The sequence below is a fragment of the Curtobacterium luteum genome, from assembly GCF_001475545.1.
GTDB lineage: Bacteria > Actinomycetota > Actinomycetes > Actinomycetales > Microbacteriaceae > Curtobacterium > Curtobacterium luteum_A.
Map to the genome: position 1 here is coordinate 36482 of NZ_LDQC01000015.1, position 20184 is coordinate 56665.

25 protein-coding genes are annotated in these 20184 nt (G+C 70.2%); 14 read left to right on the top strand and 11 right to left on the bottom strand.

What is annotated here, in order from left to right; translation table 11 throughout:
- The first annotated feature begins 37 nt into the window (after nucleotides 1–37).
- Nucleotides 38–1018 (top strand): prenyltransferase/squalene oxidase repeat-containing protein, encoded by a 981-nt coding sequence (locus tag NS184_RS02685; RefSeq protein WP_242862951.1) that lies wholly within the window; start codon nucleotides 38–40, stop codon nucleotides 1016–1018.
- A gap of 123 nt (nucleotides 1019–1141) precedes the next feature.
- Here NS184_RS02685 and NS184_RS02690 read toward each other — a convergent pair whose 3' ends face one another.
- Nucleotides 1142–1558 carry a GNAT family N-acetyltransferase gene (locus tag NS184_RS02690; RefSeq protein ID WP_058724599.1) on the bottom strand — a complete coding sequence of 139 codons (417 nt, stop codon included), beginning with the start codon at nucleotides 1556–1558 and terminating at the stop codon, nucleotides 1142–1144.
- 66 nt (nucleotides 1559–1624) lie between these two features.
- On the opposite strand from NS184_RS02690, the gene NS184_RS02695 reads away from it, so the two are divergent.
- Nucleotides 1625–2032, top strand: a complete 408-nt coding sequence (locus tag NS184_RS02695; RefSeq protein ID WP_083513393.1) for an SRPBCC family protein — start codon at nucleotides 1625–1627, stop codon at nucleotides 2030–2032.
- Nucleotides 2033–2720: 688 nt separating this feature from the next.
- On the opposite strand, the gene NS184_RS02700 is transcribed toward NS184_RS02695, so the two are convergent.
- A complete protein-coding gene (locus tag NS184_RS02700) occupies nucleotides 2721–3194 on the bottom strand; it encodes a GNAT family N-acetyltransferase (RefSeq protein WP_058724601.1) in 474 nt (157 codons plus the stop codon).
- Nucleotides 3195–3271: 77 nt separating this feature from the next.
- Here NS184_RS02700 and NS184_RS18160 point away from each other — a divergent pair, with 77 nt between their 5' ends.
- Complete coding sequence (locus tag NS184_RS18160; RefSeq protein WP_193750372.1) at nucleotides 3272–3514, top strand: hypothetical protein; 243 nt, start codon at nucleotides 3272–3274, stop codon at nucleotides 3512–3514.
- A gap of 43 nt (nucleotides 3515–3557) precedes the next feature.
- Entirely contained in the window at nucleotides 3558–3998 is a 441-nt protein-coding gene (locus NS184_RS18165; RefSeq protein ID WP_058724603.1) for a GNAT family N-acetyltransferase, read from the top strand.
- A gap of 138 nt (nucleotides 3999–4136) precedes the next feature.
- Here the strand turns inward: NS184_RS18165 and NS184_RS02715 are convergent.
- The 6 genes from NS184_RS02715 to NS184_RS18845 all read right to left on the bottom strand — a co-directional run bounded on the left by NS184_RS02715 (nucleotide 4137) and on the right by NS184_RS18845 (nucleotide 8398).
- Nucleotides 4137–5299, bottom strand: a protein-coding gene (locus NS184_RS02715; RefSeq protein WP_152998016.1) for an IS3 family transposase whose coding sequence is annotated in 2 segments (ribosomal slippage) — nucleotides 4137–5023 and nucleotides 5023–5299 — 1164 coding nt in all. Because the reading frame shifts where the segments join, the coding sequence is not laid out codon by codon here.
- A gap of 73 nt (nucleotides 5300–5372) precedes the next feature.
- Nucleotides 5373–6038 (bottom strand): ABC transporter ATP-binding protein, encoded by a 666-nt coding sequence (locus NS184_RS02725; RefSeq protein ID WP_058724606.1) that lies wholly within the window; start codon nucleotides 6036–6038, stop codon nucleotides 5373–5375.
- Entirely contained in the window at nucleotides 6035–6553 is a 519-nt protein-coding gene (locus tag NS184_RS02730) for a hypothetical protein (RefSeq protein ID WP_058724607.1), read from the bottom strand. The genes NS184_RS02725 and NS184_RS02730 overlap by 4 nt, the downstream gene beginning before the upstream one ends.
- The gene (locus NS184_RS02735) at nucleotides 6554–7327 is read right to left on the bottom strand and encodes a hypothetical protein (protein ID WP_058724608.1); all 774 of its coding nucleotides are present in this window, start codon (nucleotides 7325–7327) and stop codon (nucleotides 6554–6556) included. It abuts the gene before it with no gap.
- Nucleotides 7315–8220, bottom strand: a complete 906-nt coding sequence (locus NS184_RS02740) for a hypothetical protein (RefSeq protein WP_058724609.1) — start codon at nucleotides 8218–8220, stop codon at nucleotides 7315–7317. Before NS184_RS02740 ends, NS184_RS02735 begins: the two co-directional genes overlap by 13 nt.
- 55 nt (nucleotides 8221–8275) lie before the next feature.
- Complete coding sequence (locus NS184_RS18845; protein WP_275935016.1) at nucleotides 8276–8398, bottom strand: hypothetical protein; 123 nt, start codon at nucleotides 8396–8398, stop codon at nucleotides 8276–8278.
- Between the two features lie 917 nt (nucleotides 8399–9315).
- On the opposite strand from NS184_RS18845, the gene NS184_RS02750 reads away from it, so the two are divergent.
- From NS184_RS02750 to NS184_RS02795, 10 genes are all read left to right on the top strand, one after another.
- Nucleotides 9316–10275, top strand: coding sequence for an NAD-dependent epimerase/dehydratase family protein (locus tag NS184_RS02750; RefSeq protein ID WP_058724611.1), 960 nt, complete (start codon nucleotides 9316–9318; stop codon nucleotides 10273–10275).
- A 25-nt stretch (nucleotides 10276–10300) separates the two neighbouring features.
- Complete coding sequence (locus NS184_RS02755) at nucleotides 10301–10915, top strand: HAD family hydrolase (RefSeq protein WP_242862952.1); 615 nt, start codon at nucleotides 10301–10303, stop codon at nucleotides 10913–10915.
- A gap of 68 nt (nucleotides 10916–10983) precedes the next feature.
- Nucleotides 10984–11829 (top strand): phosphotransferase, encoded by an 846-nt coding sequence (locus NS184_RS02760; RefSeq protein WP_058724612.1) that lies wholly within the window; start codon nucleotides 10984–10986, stop codon nucleotides 11827–11829.
- 38 nt (nucleotides 11830–11867) lie between these two features.
- The gene (locus NS184_RS02765; protein ID WP_058724613.1) at nucleotides 11868–12539 is read left to right on the top strand and encodes a hypothetical protein; all 672 of its coding nucleotides are present in this window, start codon (nucleotides 11868–11870) and stop codon (nucleotides 12537–12539) included.
- 10 nt (nucleotides 12540–12549) lie between these two features.
- Nucleotides 12550–13080, top strand: coding sequence for a hypothetical protein (locus tag NS184_RS02770; protein WP_152998017.1), 531 nt, complete (start codon nucleotides 12550–12552; stop codon nucleotides 13078–13080).
- 169 nt (nucleotides 13081–13249) lie between these two features.
- Nucleotides 13250–13987 carry a DUF4129 domain-containing protein gene (locus NS184_RS02775; protein ID WP_058724615.1) on the top strand — a complete coding sequence of 246 codons (738 nt, stop codon included), beginning with the start codon at nucleotides 13250–13252 and terminating at the stop codon, nucleotides 13985–13987.
- Entirely contained in the window at nucleotides 13984–14463 is a 480-nt protein-coding gene (locus tag NS184_RS18645; protein ID WP_058724616.1) for a hypothetical protein, read from the top strand. The genes NS184_RS02775 and NS184_RS18645 overlap by 4 nt, the downstream gene beginning before the upstream one ends.
- Nucleotides 14460–15509, top strand: coding sequence for an AAA family ATPase (locus NS184_RS02785; protein ID WP_058724617.1), 1050 nt, complete (start codon nucleotides 14460–14462; stop codon nucleotides 15507–15509). Before NS184_RS18645 ends, NS184_RS02785 begins: the two co-directional genes overlap by 4 nt.
- A complete protein-coding gene (locus tag NS184_RS02790; RefSeq protein WP_193750373.1) occupies nucleotides 15506–16828 on the top strand; it encodes a DUF58 domain-containing protein in 1323 nt (440 codons plus the stop codon). The genes NS184_RS02785 and NS184_RS02790 overlap by 4 nt, the downstream gene beginning before the upstream one ends.
- Nucleotides 16825–17361 carry a hypothetical protein gene (locus NS184_RS02795; protein ID WP_058724619.1) on the top strand — a complete coding sequence of 179 codons (537 nt, stop codon included), beginning with the start codon at nucleotides 16825–16827 and terminating at the stop codon, nucleotides 17359–17361. The genes NS184_RS02790 and NS184_RS02795 overlap by 4 nt, the downstream gene beginning before the upstream one ends.
- Nucleotides 17362–17422: 61 nt before the next feature.
- Here the strand turns inward: NS184_RS02795 and NS184_RS02800 are convergent, their stop codons facing one another.
- The 3 genes from NS184_RS02800 to NS184_RS02810 form a co-directional block, all read right to left on the bottom strand.
- Nucleotides 17423–18421, bottom strand: a complete 999-nt coding sequence (locus tag NS184_RS02800) for an ABC transporter permease (RefSeq protein ID WP_058724620.1) — start codon at nucleotides 18419–18421, stop codon at nucleotides 17423–17425.
- Entirely contained in the window at nucleotides 18418–19356 is a 939-nt protein-coding gene (locus NS184_RS02805; protein WP_058724621.1) for an ABC transporter permease, read from the bottom strand. The genes NS184_RS02800 and NS184_RS02805 overlap by 4 nt, the downstream gene beginning before the upstream one ends.
- A partial coding sequence (locus NS184_RS02810; protein WP_152998020.1) for an ABC transporter ATP-binding protein occupies nucleotides 19353–20184 on the bottom strand: 832 nt, incomplete at its 5' end. The genes NS184_RS02810 and NS184_RS02805, both read right to left, overlap by 4 nt.

Below are 20184 nucleotides of genomic sequence, written 5' to 3' on the forward strand. Positions count from 1 at the left end.
TGGTGCGATGCGCTGGGAGCGCGGTAGCCTGCGCGCCATGGACGACGTCGTCGACTGGCTGCTCGATTCCGACCCCGCGATCCGCTGGCAGGTCGAACGGGACCTCCTCGGCGCGCCGGTCGACATCTGGCAGGCCACCCGCGCCCGCGTCGCGTCCGAAGGGTTCGGCGCTGCCTTGCTCGCCCATCAAGATGTGGACGGACAGTGGGGCGGCGGCGCCTACTTCCCCGCCGACTTCGACCCGGAGGGCCCGGAGGCGTCAGCGCCCGGACAGCCCTACACGGCGACCACGTGGGCGCTCAAGGACCTGCGCGAGTGGGGGCTCGACGCCGCGGTGCTCGGTGACACCGCCGCACGGCTCGACGCGAACAGCCGGTGGGAGTACGACGACCTGCCGTACTGGGGCGGCGAGGTCGACTGCTGCATCAACGCCTTCACGCTCGCGAACGGGGCCTGGCTCGGGGCCGACGTCGACGGGATCGCGCAGTGGCTCCTCGACCACCAGATGGACGACGGCGGGTGGAACTGCGACTGGGTCGACGGCTCCACCGTGTCGTCGTTCCACTCGACCCTCAACGTGATCGAGGGCCTCCTGCAGCACGAGGTCCTGACCGACGGACGGCACCCACTCGCTACTGCCCTGCGGGCTGCCCGACAGCGGGGTGCCGAGTACCTGCTCGAGCGGGGGCTCCTACGCCGGAAGTCGGACGGAGCGCTCGTCGGCTCGTGGGCGACCCAGTTCGCGTACCCGTTCCGCTGGAAGTACAGCGTCCTCCGCGCGACCGATCACCTCCGGGCGGTATCGCTCCGGGACGGCACAGCGCCGGACCCTCGTGCGGCGGGCGCGGTCGAGGTCGTCCGCGCCGCCCGCGGTGCCGACGGACGGTGGGTGCAGGGTGACCGACCGCCGGGCCGGCAGTGGTTCGAGGTCGACGTCCCCGCCGGTGAGCCGTCCCGCTGGCTCACCCTCGTCGGGACACGGGTGCTGCGGTGGTGGGACGGTACGGACGCTGCGTGAGCAGGGGCGTCTGCCTGGCGTCCGTATGACCGCCCCTTGTCGAGAGTAGATCCGGACGAGCCATGTGAGACGCGAGGAGGCGGGCGGGCTCCCTGCACGGCGCTGTGGCCGCCGGAGGACCGACTAGCGGACGCGCGCCATCATCTTCGACGGGTCAGCCAGGGGTGCGAAGCCGTACTGGGCGTAGAGCCCGTGCGCATCTCCTGTCGACAAGAGTGTGCGCTTCAAGCCGAGGGGTTCAAGATCCTCAATCACAGCAGCAATGAGCATCTTGCCCACGCCTCGCCCACGTACTTCCGGCGCGACAAAGACGTCGCAGAGCCACGCGAAGGTCACGCCGTCGGTCACCACTCGGGCGTAAGCGACCTGGCCGCCCGTGTCCTCGTCATAGACGCCGTAGTTCCGTGACCCATCGATGGCGGCGTCCTGCGTCTCGCGGGAACGGCCTTGTGCCCAGTACGACTGCTGACTCAGCCAGGCGTGCACCCGCACTCGATCCACGCGCGCCGTCTGGGCAGATGTCCCGTACCGCTCGTTCATGTCCTCACCGTAGTGATACGTCCGCTCGTCGATCCGTCAGTGAAACGGTGGGGTTAGGTTCGCTACATGTCCGATGACAGCTTGTCGCTCACAGTGACGTCAGAAGCCTCCATCGCAGCGGTCTGGTTCGCACTCACCGACGGTCGCAACAGCTGGTGGCCGGAACTCTCACTGAGGCCGGAAGTCGGCGCCGCAGTGCGCGAGACGTGGACTGAGGGCGGGCAAGAGCGGTACGCCGACGGTCACGTAACGGAGGCAGCCCCACCGAACACGCTCGGCTTCGTGTGGCAGCAGGCGGCCTGGCCTGCGTCGCTGCACGTTCGGTTCGACATCAAGCAGGCCGGTCGAGGCAGTCTCGTTACCCTGAGCGAGGCTGGCTTCGCGCAGCTACCTGACGGATCGGTCGTCCGATCGGCACACAAGGACGGCTGGGCGTTCCACCTCACGAACCTGCTGGCAGCAGCGTCTCGTTAGCCGATCGGCCATCAGGACGCGGACTGTGGCGTGGGTACCGTTGCTAGATGACTGACGAAGATTCTCGCGCACAGCGCTTGGCTACGCTTGACGCGCTGGTTCAGGCGAGCAGGGATATGCCACGTCTGGTTGAGGTAGTCACTAAGGCTCCGTCGCACGATGCACTTGCGCAACTGGCCGAGCTGTTGCAGTGCGGCGAGGCCGAGGCGCGCGTCGTCTACTCGACACCCCTTCGATGGTTCTCCCCGGAGAGCCGTGCTCGCATCGAGCGTGAGTCGGAGGAGCTTCACGCAGCTATTGACCCACCCGCGGCTCGCTAGCCGATCGGTCAGCGAGACGGCAACGAGACGCCGACAGGGATAAATCAGTAGCCGCGGCGGTAGAGCGTTCGGAACACAAACACCCAGACGACGAGGCCAGCCAACCCGACCCCACCGATCCACTTCGCGGTCGTACCACCGGTGCAAAGCAGCCAGAAGCACAGCGCGATCAAGAACCCGGAGCCAATTGCTAGTGGCACCCGATATCTCGTCGTCCATGTCCGTGGAGTGGGGTCGCCAAGATCGTCGATACGCTCACGACGCGAGAGTGCTTCCCGCGACGACAGGCAGGGCGGCCTCGACTACCTCGTACGGCTTCACGCCTCGGCGAGAGCCATTGGTCGATCCACAAACGAGGCACGCTCCCCTCAACAAGCGGCGCCTGAAGTCCGGACCATGATGAGCGTTGGACCGGACCAATCGAGGCCGTCGTGTTCCTCCAACGGCGTGAACCCGACGCTGCGGTAGAAGGCGCGCGTTTGCGCGTACGGCTCGTGCTCGAACGACGGACCGACCGTGTGCACCGAGAGCAACGTGCAGCCGTCAATCCGCAGCGTATCGACGATGTGTTCGACCAGGGCTCGGCCAACACCGGACCCGCGCTGCGCCGGGTCGACTGCGATGAGGTGGAGTTCCGCAGCCTCCCGGAAGTGACGCCGCGTCAGCGCGATCCCGACCACACCCGCAGTCCCCACAGCGAGCAGACTCCCGAACGCCGCATCCTCGGTCGCAGACACGTAGTTGTCGATCGCGACAGGATCGCCGAACCAGTCAGGCAACGCCTCGAGGATCCGCCGCGTGTCCCCAGGGCTCCGACGCTCAACCACCTCGATGGAACTCACACAGACACCCTGTCACAGCGTCCGGAGCTGGACCGGTCATCGGGACGCGTCAGCGTTGATGCTTCTAAGCTGACCGAATGACCCCGAACGCGCGAACCGATCGTCTCGCGGGGCATCATGTGGTGCTGCCCCGACTCCTGTGGGGCGACTCTTCTGAGGGCCGGATCCGGTATGCGGTCCGGCAGGTCATCCGGGTGCCCGGGCACGCGACCTCAGCGGCCCGCGTCGGATCCGAGTTCCGTGGGTTCGGCGGCCCCACGGACATCATCGCGGAGACCCTGGCATGGCTCGCCGAGAACGCCTCTCGACAGGACGCGTGAGGGGCAGCGCTCCATGGTGAGGAACACAGGGCCCCGCCCGACCGTGACAGTCCGAGACGCGCGGCAGGCCGACGCCCGACCGATTGCAGAGCTCATCAAGCAGGCAAAGGCGGACGCCATGCCGTGGCTGCCGGTCGTCCACTCGCTCGAGGAGGACGTCGCCTGGGTCAGTGCGGTGCTCCTGCCGGAACACCGGGTCCGAGTAGCGGCGGTGCGGTCCGACCACATCGTGGGTGTCGTCGCCGCTCGCCCGGGCTGGATCGACCAGCTCTACGTTGCGACCCCACACCGCCGGAGCGGGCTCGGCTCCGTGCTCCTCGCCGACGCGCTCGACGAGCAGCGCGGCGCTGTGCGGCTCTGGGTGTTCGCGCGGAACGCCGCCGCTCGCCACTTCTACGAATCGCGGGGCTTCCACGCCGTGCGCACCACCGACGGGCACGACAACGAAGAGCAGGAACCCGATGTCCTCTACGTTTCAGACTGATCCAGCCATCAGCAAGCACCTTGCTGGTGCGGGGCCTCAGACTCGATTCTGACTTCGCTGGCAGAACGGATCCGTCCGTTCAACGATCCGCCTTCGGATCCCATCTGGGACTGCTGCAGGTTCGGTTGACTCGTTCGTTTAGGCCGCGAGTGCGACCTGTGAGTTGATGATCGTCTCGTACTCGATCGGGGTCAACTTCCCCAGACCACGTTGGCGCCGTTTCCGGTGATAGGTCGCCTCGATCCAGGTGATGATCGCGAGCCGGAGCTCTTGCCTGTTCGCCCACCGTTTCCGGTTCAGGGCGTTCTTCTGCAGGAGCGCGAAGAACGATTCCATCGCCGCGTTGTCCGCGCACGCACCGACCCGCCCCATCGATCCAAGCAGCCCGGCATCGGCCAAGGCGCGGATGAACTTCTTCGACCGGAACTGACTGCCCCGGTCCGAGTGCACGACCGTCCCGACAGGGCTCCGTCGGTGCACTGCCATCTGCACGGCCGCGACGGCGAGCGAGGACCGCATCCGATCACCGATCGAGTACCCGACGATCCGACGCGAGCAGGCGTCCTTCACCGCGCAGAGGTAGAGCTTGCCCGCACCAGTCGGATGCTCGGTGATGTCCGTCAGCCACAGCCGGTCCAGATCCGGTGCCGTGAACGCGCGTCGGACCCGGTCGTCATGCACCGGCGGCCCCGCCTTCCGGTTCAGGCCCCGCTTCTTTGCATGCAGCGACCAGATCCGCTGCTGTGAGCACAACCGACACACCCGCCGTTCCGATGCTCGGTGGCCGGCCGCATGAAGGTCGTCCGCGATGAACCGGTATCCGAACGTCGGGTCGTCGCGGTGCACGTCGATTGCAGCGTCGGTCAGGTGCGCATCGTCCCAGTCGCGCTGCGAGATCGGGTCGGCTCGCCACCGATAGAACGCTTGCTTCGAAAAGCCCAACACCCGGCAGGCCACCGCGACCGGGATCCGGTCGGCGGCGAGTTCGAGGACCAGCGGGTACATCATTTTGGGAGATGCGCCTACGACAGATACGCGGTCGCCCGGCGGAGGATCTCGTTCTCCTGCTCGAGCAGTCGGATCCGTTTCTGCGCTTCCCGAAGCTCGGCTTGCTCGACCGCTGTCGCGGACGGCACCGCTGCAGCGCTGATGCCGTCGTCGCGGTCGGCCAGCCGCAGCCAGCGGGCCAGACAGGACTCGGACACACCGAAGTCCTTCGCGACCTGCCGCACCGACGCCTCGCCCTTCCGGGCGACCGGGATCACATCACGGCGGAACTCTTCCGGATACGCCTTCACCATGGCGCACATCCTTCCAGCAGGAGCCAATGCCCCTACCTGTCAGGAGTCAACCAAACCTGCAGCAGTCCCATCTTCAACTGACGGATCGTGCGACGAGCTGGTGTCGGTGTACCTGGAGCTGTCGCTCGCAGCGTTCGGCTACTCGGTCACTGTGCGTGACGATCACGAGTTTGCATCCTCCGTGTTGCAGCTGGTCGAAGAGCCTGAGGACTTCGCTCTCAGTGGTCTCGTCGAGAGCACCAGTGGGTTCGTCGGCGAGGAGGACGGTGGGATGTTTCGCGATGGCGCGGGCGATCGCGACACGTTGCGCTTCGCCCCCCGAGAGTCGTCGAGGCCGCTTGCTGGCGAGGTGGCTGATACCGACCGCTTCGAGGGCGTGAAGTGCTCCGCAGGTTGCCCGCGCGCGGTCAGGGACACCCAACCGCACGTTGTCGAGCACGCTGCGGTCGTTCAACAGACTGTAATCCTGGGTCACGAGGCCGACGTGTCGCAGTCGATGCGCAGCCATCTCGGGCGCCGTTCTCTGGAGGATCCGGCCGTCGTGCATGTACGTCCCGGTGAAGTCGGTGTCGAGGCCAGCAAGGATGCGGAGCAGCGTCGACTTGCCGGCGCCGCTCCGCCCGGTGACAGCGACCGAGTGGTCCTGGTCGGACAGCTCGAAGTCCAGGCGATCGAACAGCACTCGCGCGGAGCCGTCGGGCTCGATGACGGACTTGGAGACATCGCGCAGAGCGATCATCGAACGGTTCCTCTTCGTTCGTGGACGGTCACACCAGTACGGAGGTTGTGTCCCTGCAAGAGGGCGTCAGCCGCGCACCAGAGCAGGAGGACCACGCTGGTACTGAGGCGTGCCGTGTCGCTGTTGTTGGGGAGGAGCGCGCTGATGGCGAGGAAGGCTCCGAGCACAGCGGTGTACTCGGTGAAGCGTGATGCGCCGAAGAGTCGATTCGTGTGGCTCGGGCTCTTCCCGAGGATGTAGTGCGCGTGCGCTACCGGCAGTCTGCGGTGTTGCAGGAGCTGGTTCAGGAACGCCGCGATCATGCCCATGCTGATGGTCAGACCTCCGAGCAGTGTGATCACGAGCGTCAGGTTCTCTTCGATGAGTTGACGCACGAGCGAGAGTTGCACGAGGTAGGTCGGTACTCCGAGCACGGTGTACGAGGTGTAGCCGGTTTCGTTGCTGATCTTGTCCAGCCGGGCGAGAACGTCTCCGGAATCGAGGCTCCGGTCCACGGCGACGTCCGCGTTGAGCACCTAGAAGACGAGTCGGCCGAACAGTTCCGGATCCTGCCGATCGAGCGCTGCTCGATCAAGACCAGTCAGCGATGGGGGATACGGGACGAGGATGGTGTCATCGACGTAGTGATTTGTTTCGCCACGGAAGTACATGGCTGTGTCGGGTTCGAGAAAGCCGACGACCTCGAGTTCCTGCTCGTGCAGGATGACCGTTCCGGTGATGACATCGCCGAGTGCGTAGACGCCCCGGTAGCCGGCACCAAGGAGCACCGGGATTCGCCCGGATCCCCAGTCGACCTCACTCCAAGGGATCGGACTGCCGTCTCCCACGGAAAGACCTGCGAATGAGAAGGCGCTTTCGGAGAGCTGCAAGGACTTGACGTCCTGGACCGTCCGTCCGGACTCATCCTGGTAGGAGCCCTTGAGCGTGTACTCGGTGCCGTAGCCCACGTCGAAACGTTCGTCGCCGCGGAAGTCGGTGACAGTGACGGGCTGGTCGTACGAGGAGATGAAGTCGAATCCAGGGGCGCCGTCGATGCGGTCGGTGAATGCGGCGGCCTTGTCGAGAGCCTGCGGGTCGCGCCGCATCGCTTCGAAAGCGTTGGGCTCGAGGTCGTCGATCACCGTGTACAGCTCTGCGTCTGAACTGCCCGACAGTCCCTGTCCGATTGCTTGCGACGTGGACTGGGTGAAGGACGTGACGTTGTACCAACACAGGGCCAGCAGCACGACCAGGACGACCTTGGCAACCAGGACGCCCCAATTCGACCGAATGTCGTTCAACAGCTCCATTGTCGGCTTCCGTACAGGAGCACGGCAGCCGCGCTCGTGAACGAGACCGCTGCCATGGCGACGGCCGCCGGAGCGATGTGCATCTCGATCCCGGAGAGAGCCTGCGTCGCAGTCTCCGCCGCCAACGCCGCCGCGCAGGTGACAGCACTGATGCGACCCACCTTGCCCACGGCAGCGCGAAGGCAGGACAAGCGGCGAATCCCGATCCTGAAACGCACCGTAGCGGCGCGCAGCTCCCACCATCCGGCCAGCACGCCGGCGATCACCGTGACCAGCATGACCACCAGGACGCTCAGCGCGACCAAGGCCGGCGAAACGGTGTCAACGTTCGTTCTCCGATCGGTGCCCTGACTGATCACTTCCACGCTGCGGCCAGGGAATGCCGTCGTGTAGCGGCGGACACTGCCGGGGCCGTCGAGAAGGAGCCGTTGCGGCGCATCTGAGAACTGCGACGGATCGACGATGACCACATCGTCCGAGAGCAGACTGCCTGCCCGCAGGCCGAGGCGTCCCACCACCGTGTACGCCGTGCCATCGACACTGATCGCATCATTCGAGACCTCGATGTCGGCCCCCACGAGTGCTTCGCCCGTCGTACCGGCTGGCGCATGCCCATCATGCAGCGGAACGTCCGTCCAATGTCCCGCGAGAACGGCGACGGCACGAACGCCGTCATCCACGTTGACGAACACCTTGGTTCCCGGCGCGAACGCGCTGCGCTCTCGCGTGAGTTCATGCAGGCTCGCGGTCACCCACGCGCTTTCGCCGGTGCGGAGATCGTTGCCCTCAGCGGCAACCAATCGTCGCCGTCCATCGAAGATGCCCGTCAGCACCGTCAGCACCGTTGCGAGCACGAGGAGGCCGGCCACCACCGCGAGCTGTCCTCTGGTCATGTCATCTCCGACGCCGCAGCGGGTGGGAGCTGCTGCTCACACCCGCTGCGCTGTGTCACTTCCCGTAGTAGGTCTTCGCGGTGCCGACACCGTTGCCGGGCTGGTTCGGCCGGTACGGCTTCCATGCCGTCACTGCTTCGGTGCCGGACTTGCCCCATTTACGGCCAGAGTCCGCCACGACGGTGCTGCCACGCTCCAAGCGGGCTCGCGTGTAGTGCTGGACCCCCACCCACGTGGTCCAGCCGTGTGAACGCTTGTGCGTGGTCCCACTGATGGTCTTCTGCTCAGCCTTCCCCCGGTGACTCACCGCACGCGGGGCTGCTTCCGACGATGCGATCCGGAACGCCCCGGCCGATTCGGACCACCCGCCGATGACGCCGCTGCCGTCTGCGCTGTCGTGCGCCTGCGCGGGAAGTGCGCCGAGCAGCACAGCTCCGCCGACAGCGAGCGCGGCACAGCCAGAAGCCGCGCGCCGGATTGAGCGACCGAATGTTTCCATCAATACCCCTTGATCACCATTTGACGTTCCACCGTACACATCTGACACTGGCACAACACGTACACGTCTGTCTACTCGACATCCCTGACCGCAACCGCTGTTGACGATGTGGGGTGGCACGACGCGGATCGACGAAGCCTCGCTCTCCACAGGGTTCGCCCCGGCCGTTGCCGTGGCGTTCGACCGACTCGGGTGTGTCATGACACGAGATGGACCGAACGCCGTATTGACGATCGGGCAGAGCCGAGTGCGCTTCGTCGGGCGCGACGTCGAGGGCTCACACCATCTCGCGTTCACCATCCCGACCATCGGGGACGCCGGGGGCCTGCTCATCCTGGTCAGGCCCGGCCGCGTGTGGTTCCCGACGACCACGCGCCCCGGCGCGGACAGACACCCCGGTGGCGGTCCGCTCCTCCGTGCAGCACGGGACGACTCTGGGTCCCGTAAAGCGCCTCGAACCCCGCGGCGCGGCACGACCGGATGCTCAGCATCGGCGCGTGGCGGACACCGACCAGGCTGCCGACCGTGCAGACGATGATCGTGCGCTGTGAGCGGATCCGCGCCCGGAGACGTCGTCGGGCCGGTTGGCTGGGATCATGAGAGCACTGGTGCTGGGCGGGACCGGGTGGTTGGGCCGCGCGGTCGTGCGTGATCTCCTCATCGCGGGGGCGGAGGTGACGTGCCTCGCACGCGGTGCGTCGGGGCCGGTGCCGGACGGGGCCCGCCTCGTCCGCGCTGACCGGCGAGACGCAGATGCCCACCTCCGCGTACGGGGCGAGTGGGACGAGGTGATCGAGCTGTCCTCGGAACCCGCCTTCGTCGGTCCGGCTCTCGACGCGCTCGCTGACGGTGCAGCGCACTGGACGCTGGTCTCGACGGCCTCCGTGTACGCCCGGAACGACGAGCCGGATGCGGACGAGTCGGCAGCACTGGTGGAACCGACGGACCCGACGCGGTACGCGGACGCGAACGTCGCCGCCGAGCGGGACAGCGCTGCTCGGCTCGGGACCCGGCTCCTCGTCGCCCGACCCGGGCTGATCGTCGGCCCCGGCGACCCGAGCGACCGGTTCGGGTACTGGCCCGCGCGGCTGAGCAGGGGCGGCCGCGCACTCGCCCCGACGACTGCGGGGCGCTTCGCGCAGGTCATCGACGTCTCCGACCTCTCGGCCTGGTTGAGCAGCGCCGCGCGGGAAGGACGCGTCGGTTTCGCGAACACGGTCGGGGAGCCCCTCCCGATGGCGGACTTCTTCGAGCAGGTCTCGGCCGTCGCCGGGTTCGACGGTTCCGTCGAGGAGGTCGATGACGAGGTGCTGCTCGCGCACGACGTCCGGTACTGGGCGGGACCTCGGTCGTTGCCGCTGTGGTTGCCGATGTCCGACGTGGCCATGGCACAGCGCTCCACCCACGCGTTCCGACAGATGGGCGGGCGTGTCCGTCCGCTCGCGTCGACCGTCGCCGACGTCCTGGAGGACGAGCGGTCCCGAGGCCTGGACCGACCGCGGCGGTCGGGACTCACCGCGGCCGAGGAGCGCGCCGTCCTGCACAGCGCTCGATGAGACATGGCCGCGCTAGTCTGCCGCGATGCAGTGGATCCTCTACGACGTCGGCGGCGTCCTCGAGCTCGTGGACGACGATCGATGGCCCGATGTGCTGCGCGAGACCTGGGCCGCCCGGTTCGGTGTGACGGCGGACGAGGTGCGCGCTCGGATGCATGCCGCCGACCTGCCCGACATGTCGCTGCGGACCGGCGTCGCCGAGGAGTACTGGCGGAAGACCGGGATCGCGCTCGACGCGGACCCGGACCAGGTCGCCACGATGGCCGCCGAGTTCTGGGACGCGTACTGCGGGACCGCGAACACGGAGCTCCTGGAGCACGCTCGGTCGCTGCGGGGCCGCGCTCACCTGGCGATCCTCTCGAACTCGGGCGACGGTGCGCGCGAGGAGGAAGAACGCCGCTTCGGGTTCTCGAGCCTCTTCGACCCCATCTGCTACAGCCACGAGCAGGGCGTGGCCAAGCCGGACCCGGGCGCGTACCTGATGGCCCTGGAGCGGATGCACGCGTCACCTGACGAGGTCCTCTTCATCGACGACAACGAAGCCCCGGTGCTCGGCGCACAGCAGTGCGGCATCCGAGCCGAACGGCACGTGCGGAACGAGACCACCATCGCCGCGATCGAGCGCTTCCTCGACTCCTGAGACGGCTCCGTCGACCGCGGCGTGGTCCCCGCGAGATGATGCGCGACGAGCACGTCGTAGGGTGAGGTGTGCACTGGGGGACGAGCGGACTGCGGGAGGCACAGGTCGCGTTCCTGCGGTCGTTCCTCGACGATCCCGAGCTCGTCGCCGACGACTCGTGGGGGCTGCTCGACACTCGGGTGCTCCACGTGCGGGACGCCGCCGGTGAGTACGTCGTCAAGGCCTCCGGCCCGGACAACGCGCACTTCCCCCGTGAACTCGCCGCGCACCGCGACGGCTGGACGGAGGTCCTCGGTGCGCAGACCTCCCGCTTGATCGCGGCGGACGCGGACGCACGGGTCCTCGTCCTCGAACGGCTCCCGGGCCGGCTCGCGCTCGGCACACCCCACGAGGACGACGCCGACCTCCATCGCCAGGCCGGCGCCGTCCTGCGACGGTTCCACGACCAGTCCGCGCAGGAGGACCGGCGGTACCTGCACCGCGAGCGGGACAAGGTGCTCCGACTCCTCGGCCAGCCCCACCGGATCGACGCGGCCACGGCCGAGCGGACCCGTGCGCTGTTCGAGGACTACGCGCCCGGTCCGGCGATGGTCGTCCCGACGCACGGCGACTGGCACCCCCGGAACTGGCTCGTGCACCGGGGCCGACTCCTCGCCATCGACTACGGTCGGTTCGCGATCCGCCCGGCCGCCACGGACTGCACCCGGCTCGCCGTCCTGTACTGGGAGCACCACCCCGAGCTCGAGCGGGCGTTCCTCGACGGCTACGGTTCGGATCCGCGTCACCCCGAGGACTGGCGTTGGCTGCAGCTCCGGGAGGCCGTCGGCACGGCGGTGTGGGCGTACGCGGTGCACGACGAGACGTTCGAGGCGCAGGGACACCGGATGCTCCGGGACGCACTGACCGCGTTCTGACCCCGCCGCTCCCGATGGTCTCGGAGCAGGATGGGCCGGTGGCGTTCATCAGGGACAAGTGGGTGGAGCGCCTCCGCGACGGCACCGCGGCACCGTCGTGGCCGGTCCACCTGGTCGCCGTGGTCCTGGTGCTCGGCGCCCCGGCGCTCATCGTCGCCGAGTTCCGTTCGCCGGCGTTCGTCGCCGAGATGGCCCGCAGCAGTCGGGTCGGGAGTGTCGTCCTGGTCGAGCTGTTGCTGGTCGTCGTCGGGTTCGCCATGTCGATAGGCACGTGGTGGAGCGGTCGCCGTGGTCGACGGGTCCTCGCCCGGATCCGTGCGAGCGGACACCGGCCCGCGTTCTTCCTGCCGGTGCTGACGAAGGGCATCCGCAGGAGCGAGGACCTCCCCCGTCCGCGTCCGGAGGTCTGGACGATCGACCCGGACGGACTGCACGGGTGGACGCCCGACCGGGACGCACCGGTGTTCGACGTCCCGTGGGCTCGGATCGGGCGGATCAGCCTCGCCAGCAAGGACTCCCGCGGCGCTCGGGTCGACTACGCGATCTGGTTCGGTCTCGACGCGGACTCCTCGCTCGTCCTCACACCGCGGACCTCCCTGGGACGCCCGTTCGAGGCCGGGCCGGGCGGCCTCGAGACCCTCCTCCCCGTGGTGCGCGCGCTCCGGCGAGAGCTGGACCACCGTCCACGGCCCCGCAGCCCAGCTCGCTAGGGTGACGACCGTGGCGACCGACGAGCTGAGCACTCCGCACGCGGACGACCCCCGTGGCGGTGCGACCCGCCGGACGCTGCTCTCGGTCCTGCCGCTGACGACGGCATGGGCAGGTGCCGCCGCCGCCGTCGCGGTTCCCGTCGTCTGGACGATCGCGGGAGCGGTCGTCGAAGGGTCTCCGGACGGGCTGAGCTTCATCGTCCTCCTCGTCCCCGTGCTGCTCTTCGCGGCCATCACCGCCCTCCTGTACGGGTTCGTGGCAGGGGCCCTCGCGGCGCTGCCCGACTGGTTCCTGCGACGGCGGGCGCCGAGTCCCCTCGGCGATGCCAGCTCGGTCGTCGTCCTGACCGTGGTGGTCACGGCGACGTTCGGAGGCCTCTCGCTGTCCCCGGGGGTGTCCGCAGTGCTGCCGCTGTCCGGGTGGGGGTGGCTGGCGCTCGTGGGCGCCGCGACGGCGGCCGCCACGAGCGCGGTCGTCGCGCGCCACCGGCGGCGGGAGCGACGCGCAGCGGTGACCGGCCTGGAGGCGCGACCCGCCTGACGGAGGCAGGTCGCGCCTCCCGATCGGTCGCCTCCCCACCGTCGGTCGGACCCGTCGGCCACTCGCGGACCGCACCGGACCGCACGGCTCACGGTCCGGCAGCCCACCCGCGGACCGCACCGGACGGATCCGCTCCCGGTCCGGCAGCCGCCCGGGGTAGCGTGGGGCCATGGGGAACGACGACGATCCACGCCGCAGCGGCTTCCCGTTCGTCCCCGTCGCCGCCTTCGCCCTCGGAGCACTCGTCGTCGTCGCAGCCGCGATCGGCGCCCGACCCGTCCTGACCGGTGCGCGCTGGTCCCCCAGCGTCGCTCCGGCCCGTCCGCCCGCAGTCGTGTCGACCGTGTCGCCACCACCTGCGACGAACGAACCGCAGCCGCTCGGAGCCCGAGCGTCACAGCACGTCGATGCGACCTGGGTCCTCGTCGTCCTCGCTGTGGTCGTCGCCGCACTGCTGACGCTCGTGGTCCTGCACCTCTGGCGGAAGCGCCGGCCGCGCCAGCGCCCGGATGAGATGAACGTCGCCGGTCTCACGGTCGAGGCCCCGGTCGATCCCTCCGCCGATGTCGGCCGGCAGCACCTCCGCCGTGGCATCGGGCGTGCGCTCGAGGTGCTGTCCGCGCGCCGCGACCCGTCCGACGCCGTCACCGCGGCGTGGCTCGGCCTGCAGGAGTCCGCGGAGGACGCCGGGTTCCGTCGCGGAGCTTCGGAGACGCCGACCGAGTTCACGACCCGCATCCTCCGGCAGCTCGACGTCGACGAGCGTGCCCTCGGCACCCTCCGCCGCTGCTACCTCGCGGTGCGCTTCGGCGGGACCTCCGCGACGGACGACGACGTCACCGCGGTCCGCGCAGCGCTGCGCACCCTCGACGCACAGTGGACTGACGCCCCGACGGGCCGCTCGTGACCCGCGGTCGCGTCGCCGGCGTGCTGGTGCTCGCCGTCGTCGCGGCAGCGATCACGTGGTTCTTCGGTGTCGGCGTCCTGCAGGCGCTGGCCGTCGGCGGTGTCGTCGCCGCGGTCGGGCTGACGTGGACCGCGATCCGTGAGGACGTCCCGCTGAACTGGCCCGTGCCTCCCGTCCGGTCCGAGCCCGGCGCCCGACGCGAGTTGTCCGAGACGGCATGGGCGCTGCGCGCTCGCGGCGGCGTCCCGGAACGGACGCTCGCCCGCGCCCGCGCGGTGGCCCGCCACCGTCTCCGGATGCTGCACCGACTCGACCTGGACGACCCGGCCGACCGGACGGCGATCGAGGCGATCCTGCCGCCGGGGGTGGTCGCCGTCCTGGTGCGCGAGCGGCGGTCCGAGATCGACCTCGGCACCTTCGCGAGCGTGCTCACCGCGCTCGAGACCCTGCAACCCACGACCGAGAGGCACCCGTGACCGACACCACGACGCAGAGCGCACAACCGTTGCCCATCGCCGACGTCGCCGCCCGCAGCCGCGAGGTCCTCGACACGGTCGGCGCGGTCGTCGTCGGGATGCGGGAGTCGCTCGAGCTGGCGTTCGCGAGCATCCTCGCGGGCGGTCACGTCCTGTTCGAGGACGTCCCCGGGCTCGGCAAGACGCTCGCGGCGCGGAGCCTCGCCGCCGCCTGCGGCCTCGACTTCCGCCGGCTCCAGTGCACCCCGGACCTGCTGCCCGCGGACATCACCGGGTCGTTCGTCTACGCCCCGGCGACGGCCGAGTTCGTCTTCCGGCCCGGCCCGGTCTTCACAGAGATGTTCCTCGCCGACGAGATCAACCGGACGTCGCCGAAGACCCAGTCGGCGCTCCTCGAGGCGATGGCCGAGGGGCAGGTCACGGTCGAGGGCGAGGGCTTCCCGCTCCCGCGCCCGTTCCACGTCGTCGCGACGTCGAACCCGATCGAGTACGAGGGCACGTACGCCCTACCGGAGGCGCAGCTCGACCGCTTCATGGTGCGCCTCTCGGTCGGCTACCCCACCCGCGAGGGCGAACAGCAGGTGCTCCTCAACCGGATCGGACGGAGGCAGGAGGTCGCCGTGGTCCCCGCGGTGGTCGATGCGGCGGACATGCTGCGGATGCAGGCGACGGTCGAGGGCGTGCACGTCGACGAGGACATCGCGCTGTACTGCGTCGACCTCGCGGCCGCGACGCGCACCCACCGGGACGTGCAGGTCGGGTCGTCGCCGCGCGGTGCGCAGGCGCTCATGCTCGTCGGTCGTGCGCGGGCCGTCATGGACGGGCGGGACTTCGTCACGCCGGAGGACGTCAAGACCGCTGCCGTCGCGGTCCTCGCGCACCGGATCTCGTTGACGCCGCAGGCGTGGGCGAACGGGGTCGACCCGGCGCTGATCGTCCGCGGCATCGTGGCGCAGGTGGCGGGGCCGCCGGTGGTCGGGGCGGGGGCGTCCAGCGGGCAGGCTGCGTCCGCGGCGTCCGGTGCGTCCGGCCTGGAGGCGCGGTGAGCGTCCCCGACGGACCGTCAGCCCGCCCCGTGGCCGGGTCCGCGCCGGTCTGGGTGCGGAACCCGGCGCTGGTCTTCGGACTCGCGGCCGGGGTGTTGCTCGCCGGGCTCGGTCTCGTCACCGGACGCCCCGAGCTCGTCCTGGTCGCGCTGCCGGCCCTGGTGACCGCTGCCTTCGGGGCCCGACCGCGGCTCGGCGCTGCCCCGGCCCGGACGACGATCACCCTCGCGCCGGCCGACTCCGGTCGCGGCGTCGGGTACCGGGCCGAGGTCGTCCTGCCACCCACGGTCGAGGCGGTCGCCGTCGAGCTCCGGGTCGCCGGCGACCGACGACACGTCGTCGTGGTCGAACCACGTCGCGCGGCACGCCTCACCGGCACCGTCCCGGTCACGCACTCGGGCCCCCAGGAGATCGTGCGGACGCACCTGTCCCTCCTCGGCCCGGGCGGCACGGCGGTCTCCGTGCCGGCCGAGGGGCCGGCGCGGTCCGCGGTCGTCCCGCCCCCGCACCTGCGCATGCAGCACCTCCCGATGCCGAGCCGGGTCACGGGGATCACGGGTGCGCACGACTCGGCGCGCCCCGGCGACGGCGGCGAGTTCCGCGACGTCGCCCTCTTCGCCCCGGGCGACCGGCTCCGGCGGATCGACTGGCGACGGACGGCACGGCGTGCCGAGCGACCAGGCGACCTCTACGTGCGCCGGACGTTCGCGACGGCGGACGCCCTGGTCGTCCTCGTCCTCGACGGCCGGGACGACCTCGGCGCGGACGTCACCGAGTGGAGCGGCGCCCGGCACGGCAGCCACGAGGCGACGTCGCTCGACCTCGCACGCGAGGCCGCGGTCTCCCTGGCCACTGCGTACATCGGGGCCGGTGACCGGGTCGGCTTCCGCGACGTCGCGGGGACCGCGCGATCGGTCGAACCCGGCGGCGGTACCCGGCACCTCGAGCGGCTCCGCTCGACGATCGCCGCGGTGACCCCGACCGGTGACGCGACGGCGACGGCGCGGATGCCGCTCGTCCCGGCGGCGTCGCTCGTGGTGGTCCTCTCGACGTTCCTCGACGATCAGGCCTCGACGATGGCGATGGCCTGGGCAGCCACCGGACACCGGGTCGTCGCCGTCGACGTGCTCCCGACGCCCGACCACCGACGGGCGAGCCGGCACGAGCGCGCGGCGGCCCGGCTCCTCGCCCTCGAGCGCGCCGACCGCCTCACGGAGATGACCGCCTCCGGCGTCGAACTGATCCGGTGGCGGACGGGCGACGGGGAGTCCCCCGCCGTGCAACTCCGTCTGCTCAGCCGCGCTCGGCGGGCCGGATGACGGTCCGGTCGCGGGCGGAACGGACCGGAGCACCGTCGATCGGTCCGGCGGTCCCCGCGTGGTCGATCGGCGCGCTCGGCCTCGTGGCAGGTGTCGTCGGGTCGGTCGTCGTGGTCGGGGCGAGCGGCTGGCTCGTCGTCGCGATCGTCCTCGCCGTGGCCGCGGCGGTGGTGCCCCGCGGCCCGTTCGCGGCGCTGCTCGTCGTGCAGCTCGCCCTCGCCGGGATCGACGGGACGGACCTCCCGGTGCTCCTCCTCACGACGCACCTCGTGCTCGCGACGAGCCTGGTGTGGGCGTGGACGCCCCGGACCGCCCGGGTGCAGCTCCGGGCGCTCGTGCCGTCGGCGCTGCGGTTCGTCGCCCTGCAGGTCGGGGCCCAGGCGGTCGCGTTCGTGGTCAACGCACTGCTGGGCGGCACCGGCCCCGTCGGCGGCGTGTGGTTGGCCGTGGCGGGGACGGTCGCGCTCCTGGCGCTCGCCCTCGGCGTGTTCGTGCCGGTGCTGCTGCGCGCCGGCGACGACCCCGAGGGCTGACCCGGGCCGGGGTGCCGGTGCCTCGCCCGCGGTCGGGCCGCAGTCGGGACCGGACCGGCGCCTACGCCCGGCGCCGCACCCGCGGGTCGACGAACGCGTACACGATGTCGACGATCATGTTCGCGACGACGATGAGCAGCGCCGAGAACAGGGTGAACCCGACGACCACCTGCAGGTCGAGCGTGTGCACCGCGTCGATGAGCAGCGCCCCGAGGCCTTGCATCGAGAACACCTTCTCGGTGATGACCGCGCCGCCGAGGAGCGAACCGAGGTCGAGCCCGAACAGCGTCACCACGGGCAGGATCGCGGTCCGCAAGCCGTGCCGCACGACGACCTGGCGTTCGCGGAGACCCTTCGCGCGAGCGGTCCGGACGAAGTCCTGCGACATCGACTCGAGCATCTCGCCCCGGGTGAGACGGGCGTAGATCGCGGCACTGATGAACGCGAGGACGCACCACGGCAGGATCAGGTGGGTGAACCAGCCCACGGGGTCGTCGGTGAAGGCCACGTACCCGCTCGTCGGCAGGATCCCGAGCACGAAACCGAACAGCAGGATCGCCAGCAGCCCGATCAGGTACGACGGCGAGGAGACCCCGGCGACCGCGACGGTCATGACCGCACGGTCCACGAAGGTCCCGCGGCGCAGTGCCGAGACCGCCCCGCCGACGACACCGGCGACGAGCCAGAGCAGCGCGGCCCCGACGGCGATCGACGCGGTGACGGGCAGGCGCGACAGGATCAGGTCGGTGACGTTCTCGTGCAGCTGGAACGAGTACCCGAAGCACGGCGCGGCACAGTGGATGACGGACGCCCCGGAGCCGAAGGTCCGGCCGGCGAAGATCCCGGCGAGGTACGCCCCGAACTGTGCGATCCACGGCTTGTCGGTGCCGAGGAACGCCTGCACCTCGCGGAGTCGGTCCGGCGTGCAGGGCTTGTCGCAGATCGCGCGCGCGGGGTTCGTCGGCAGGAGCAGGAACAGCGCGTAGGTGATCGCGGCGACGACGAGCAGCACGACGACGGCGCCGAGGACCCGGACCGCGATGAAGCGCAGGGTGTTCACCGGGCACCTCCACGGGGATCGAGGGCGTCGCGGAGGGCGTCACCGAGCACGTTGAACGCGAGGGTGACGAGGAACAGCGCGGCGCCGGGGAACACGAGGTACATCGGGTCGGTCTGCACCCACCCGATCGCGTCGCCGATGCTCCGACCCCAGGAGGGCGTCGGCGGGGTGACCCCGACGGCGAGGAAGGACAGCGCGGCCTCGGCACCGATCATCGACGGGATCGAGATCGTCGCGTAGACCGTGATGGTCGCGGCGAGGTTCGGCAGCAGCTGGGTCCGGATGACGTGCCAGCGTCCGGCGCCCATCGCCGTGGAGGCCACGACGTAGTTGCGGGTCACGAGCGACAGCGTCTGCCCACGGACGACGCGGGCGACCGCCGGCCAGCCGAAGAACCCGATGACGAGGACCACGAGCACCGGCTTCGGGAACGACGTCGGGACGATCGCGGTCAGCGCGATCATGAACACCAGCGACGGGAAGCCGAAGATGACGTCGACGATGCGGGAGAGCACCCGGTCGTACCAGCCCCCGAAGAACCCGGTGGTGACGCCGACGAGCACGCCGATGACGATCGACAGCGCGGTGGCGGCGAGGCCGATCCCGAGTGAGGTCCGTGCGCCGTAGGTGACGATCGCGAAGAGGTCGCGACCGGTCAACGGCTCGACGCCGAACCAGTGCGTGCCGCTGACGCCGCCGAGGGCACCTCGGGGCGCACCGAAGTCGTTGAGGGCGTCCACGTGGTACTCGTACGGGTCCTGCCCGCTGATCGCGGCGATGAGCGGTGCGGCGATCGCGACCACCACGAACACGGCGATGACGGCGGCGGACGCGACGGCCCAGCGGTCCTGCCGGACGCGACGGACGACGGCGCGGAACCCGGTGGTCCGCCCTGCGGACGCGGCGACCGGACGATCGACGACGTTGGCGGTCACGAGGCCACCCCTTCCCACGCACGCCACGCCTCGCGGCGCTCGGCCTGCCGTACGGGGTCGGCGACCGGCGCAGCCGCGAGGAGCATGCGCGTGTAGTCCTGCTGTGGGTCGTCGAGCACGGCCTCGGTGCGGCCGCGTTCGACGATGCGGCCGTCGTGGAGGACGACGACCTCGTCGGCGAGCTGCCGGACGACGGCGAGGTCGTGGCTGACGAGCAGCATCCCGAACCCGAACTCGTCCTGCAGCGTGGCGAGCAGGTCGAGCACGGCGGCCTGCACCGTCACGTCGAGCGCGCTCGTCGGCTCGTCCGCGATCACGACCGCGGGTCGGAGCGCGAGGGCCCGGGCGACCGCGACACGCTGCCGCTGGCCGCCGGAGAGCTGGTGCGGGAACCGCTCGGCCCACGCGGGGTCGAGCTGCACGGCGCGGAGGAGCTCCTCGACGCGCGCTCGACGATCGACCGCCGGCTCGTGGACGAGCAGCGGCTCGGCGATGCTCCACCCGATGGTCTGCCGCGGGTTGAGCGACGACGCCGGGTCCTGGAAGACGATGCCGACGTGGCTGCGGAGTTCGCGCAGGCGCTTCCCCCGTGCGGTGCGGAGGTCGCTGCCGTCCACCTCGACGCTGCCGTCGACGACGGGGACGAGGCCGGCGAGCGCGCGGCCGATCGTCGACTTGCCGGACCCCGACTCCCCCACGAGGCCCACGGTGCCGCCGGCGTGCAGCTCGAGGTCGATCCCGGAGACGGTGGGCTCGCCGCGGCGTGCGTAGCGCACGGCGACGTCGCGCAGGCGCGCGACCACCGACCGGGAGGCACGGCTCGCGTCG

What these genes read in the sequence shown, in the direction of transcription:
- NS184_RS02685 (WP_242862951.1), top strand. Translation starts at nt 38, where the DNA reads ATGGACGACGTCGTCGACTGGCTGCTCGATTCCGACCCCGCGATCCGC.
- NS184_RS02690 (WP_058724599.1), bottom strand. Translation starts at nt 1,558, where the DNA reads ATGAACGAGCGGTACGGGACATCTGCCCAGACGGCGCGCGTGGATCGA.
- NS184_RS02695 (WP_083513393.1), top strand. Translation starts at nt 1,625, where the DNA reads ATGTCCGATGACAGCTTGTCGCTCACAGTGACGTCAGAAGCCTCCATC.
- NS184_RS18160 (WP_193750372.1), top strand. Translation starts at nt 3,272, where the DNA reads ATGACCCCGAACGCGCGAACCGATCGTCTCGCGGGGCATCATGTGGTG.
- NS184_RS02725 (WP_058724606.1), bottom strand. Translation starts at nt 6,038, where the DNA reads ATGATCGCTCTGCGCGATGTCTCCAAGTCCGTCATCGAGCCCGACGGC.
- NS184_RS02735 (WP_058724608.1), bottom strand. Translation starts at nt 7,327, where the DNA reads ATGGAGCTGTTGAACGACATTCGGTCGAATTGGGGCGTCCTGGTTGCC.
- NS184_RS02740 (WP_058724609.1), bottom strand. Translation starts at nt 8,220, where the DNA reads ATGACCAGAGGACAGCTCGCGGTGGTGGCCGGCCTCCTCGTGCTCGCA.
- NS184_RS02750 (WP_058724611.1), top strand. Translation starts at nt 9,316, where the DNA reads ATGAGAGCACTGGTGCTGGGCGGGACCGGGTGGTTGGGCCGCGCGGTC.
- NS184_RS02755 (WP_242862952.1), top strand. Translation starts at nt 10,301, where the DNA reads ATGCAGTGGATCCTCTACGACGTCGGCGGCGTCCTCGAGCTCGTGGAC.
- NS184_RS02775 (WP_058724615.1), top strand. Translation starts at nt 13,250, where the DNA reads ATGGGGAACGACGACGATCCACGCCGCAGCGGCTTCCCGTTCGTCCCC.
- NS184_RS02795 (WP_058724619.1), top strand. Translation starts at nt 16,825, where the DNA reads ATGACGGTCCGGTCGCGGGCGGAACGGACCGGAGCACCGTCGATCGGT.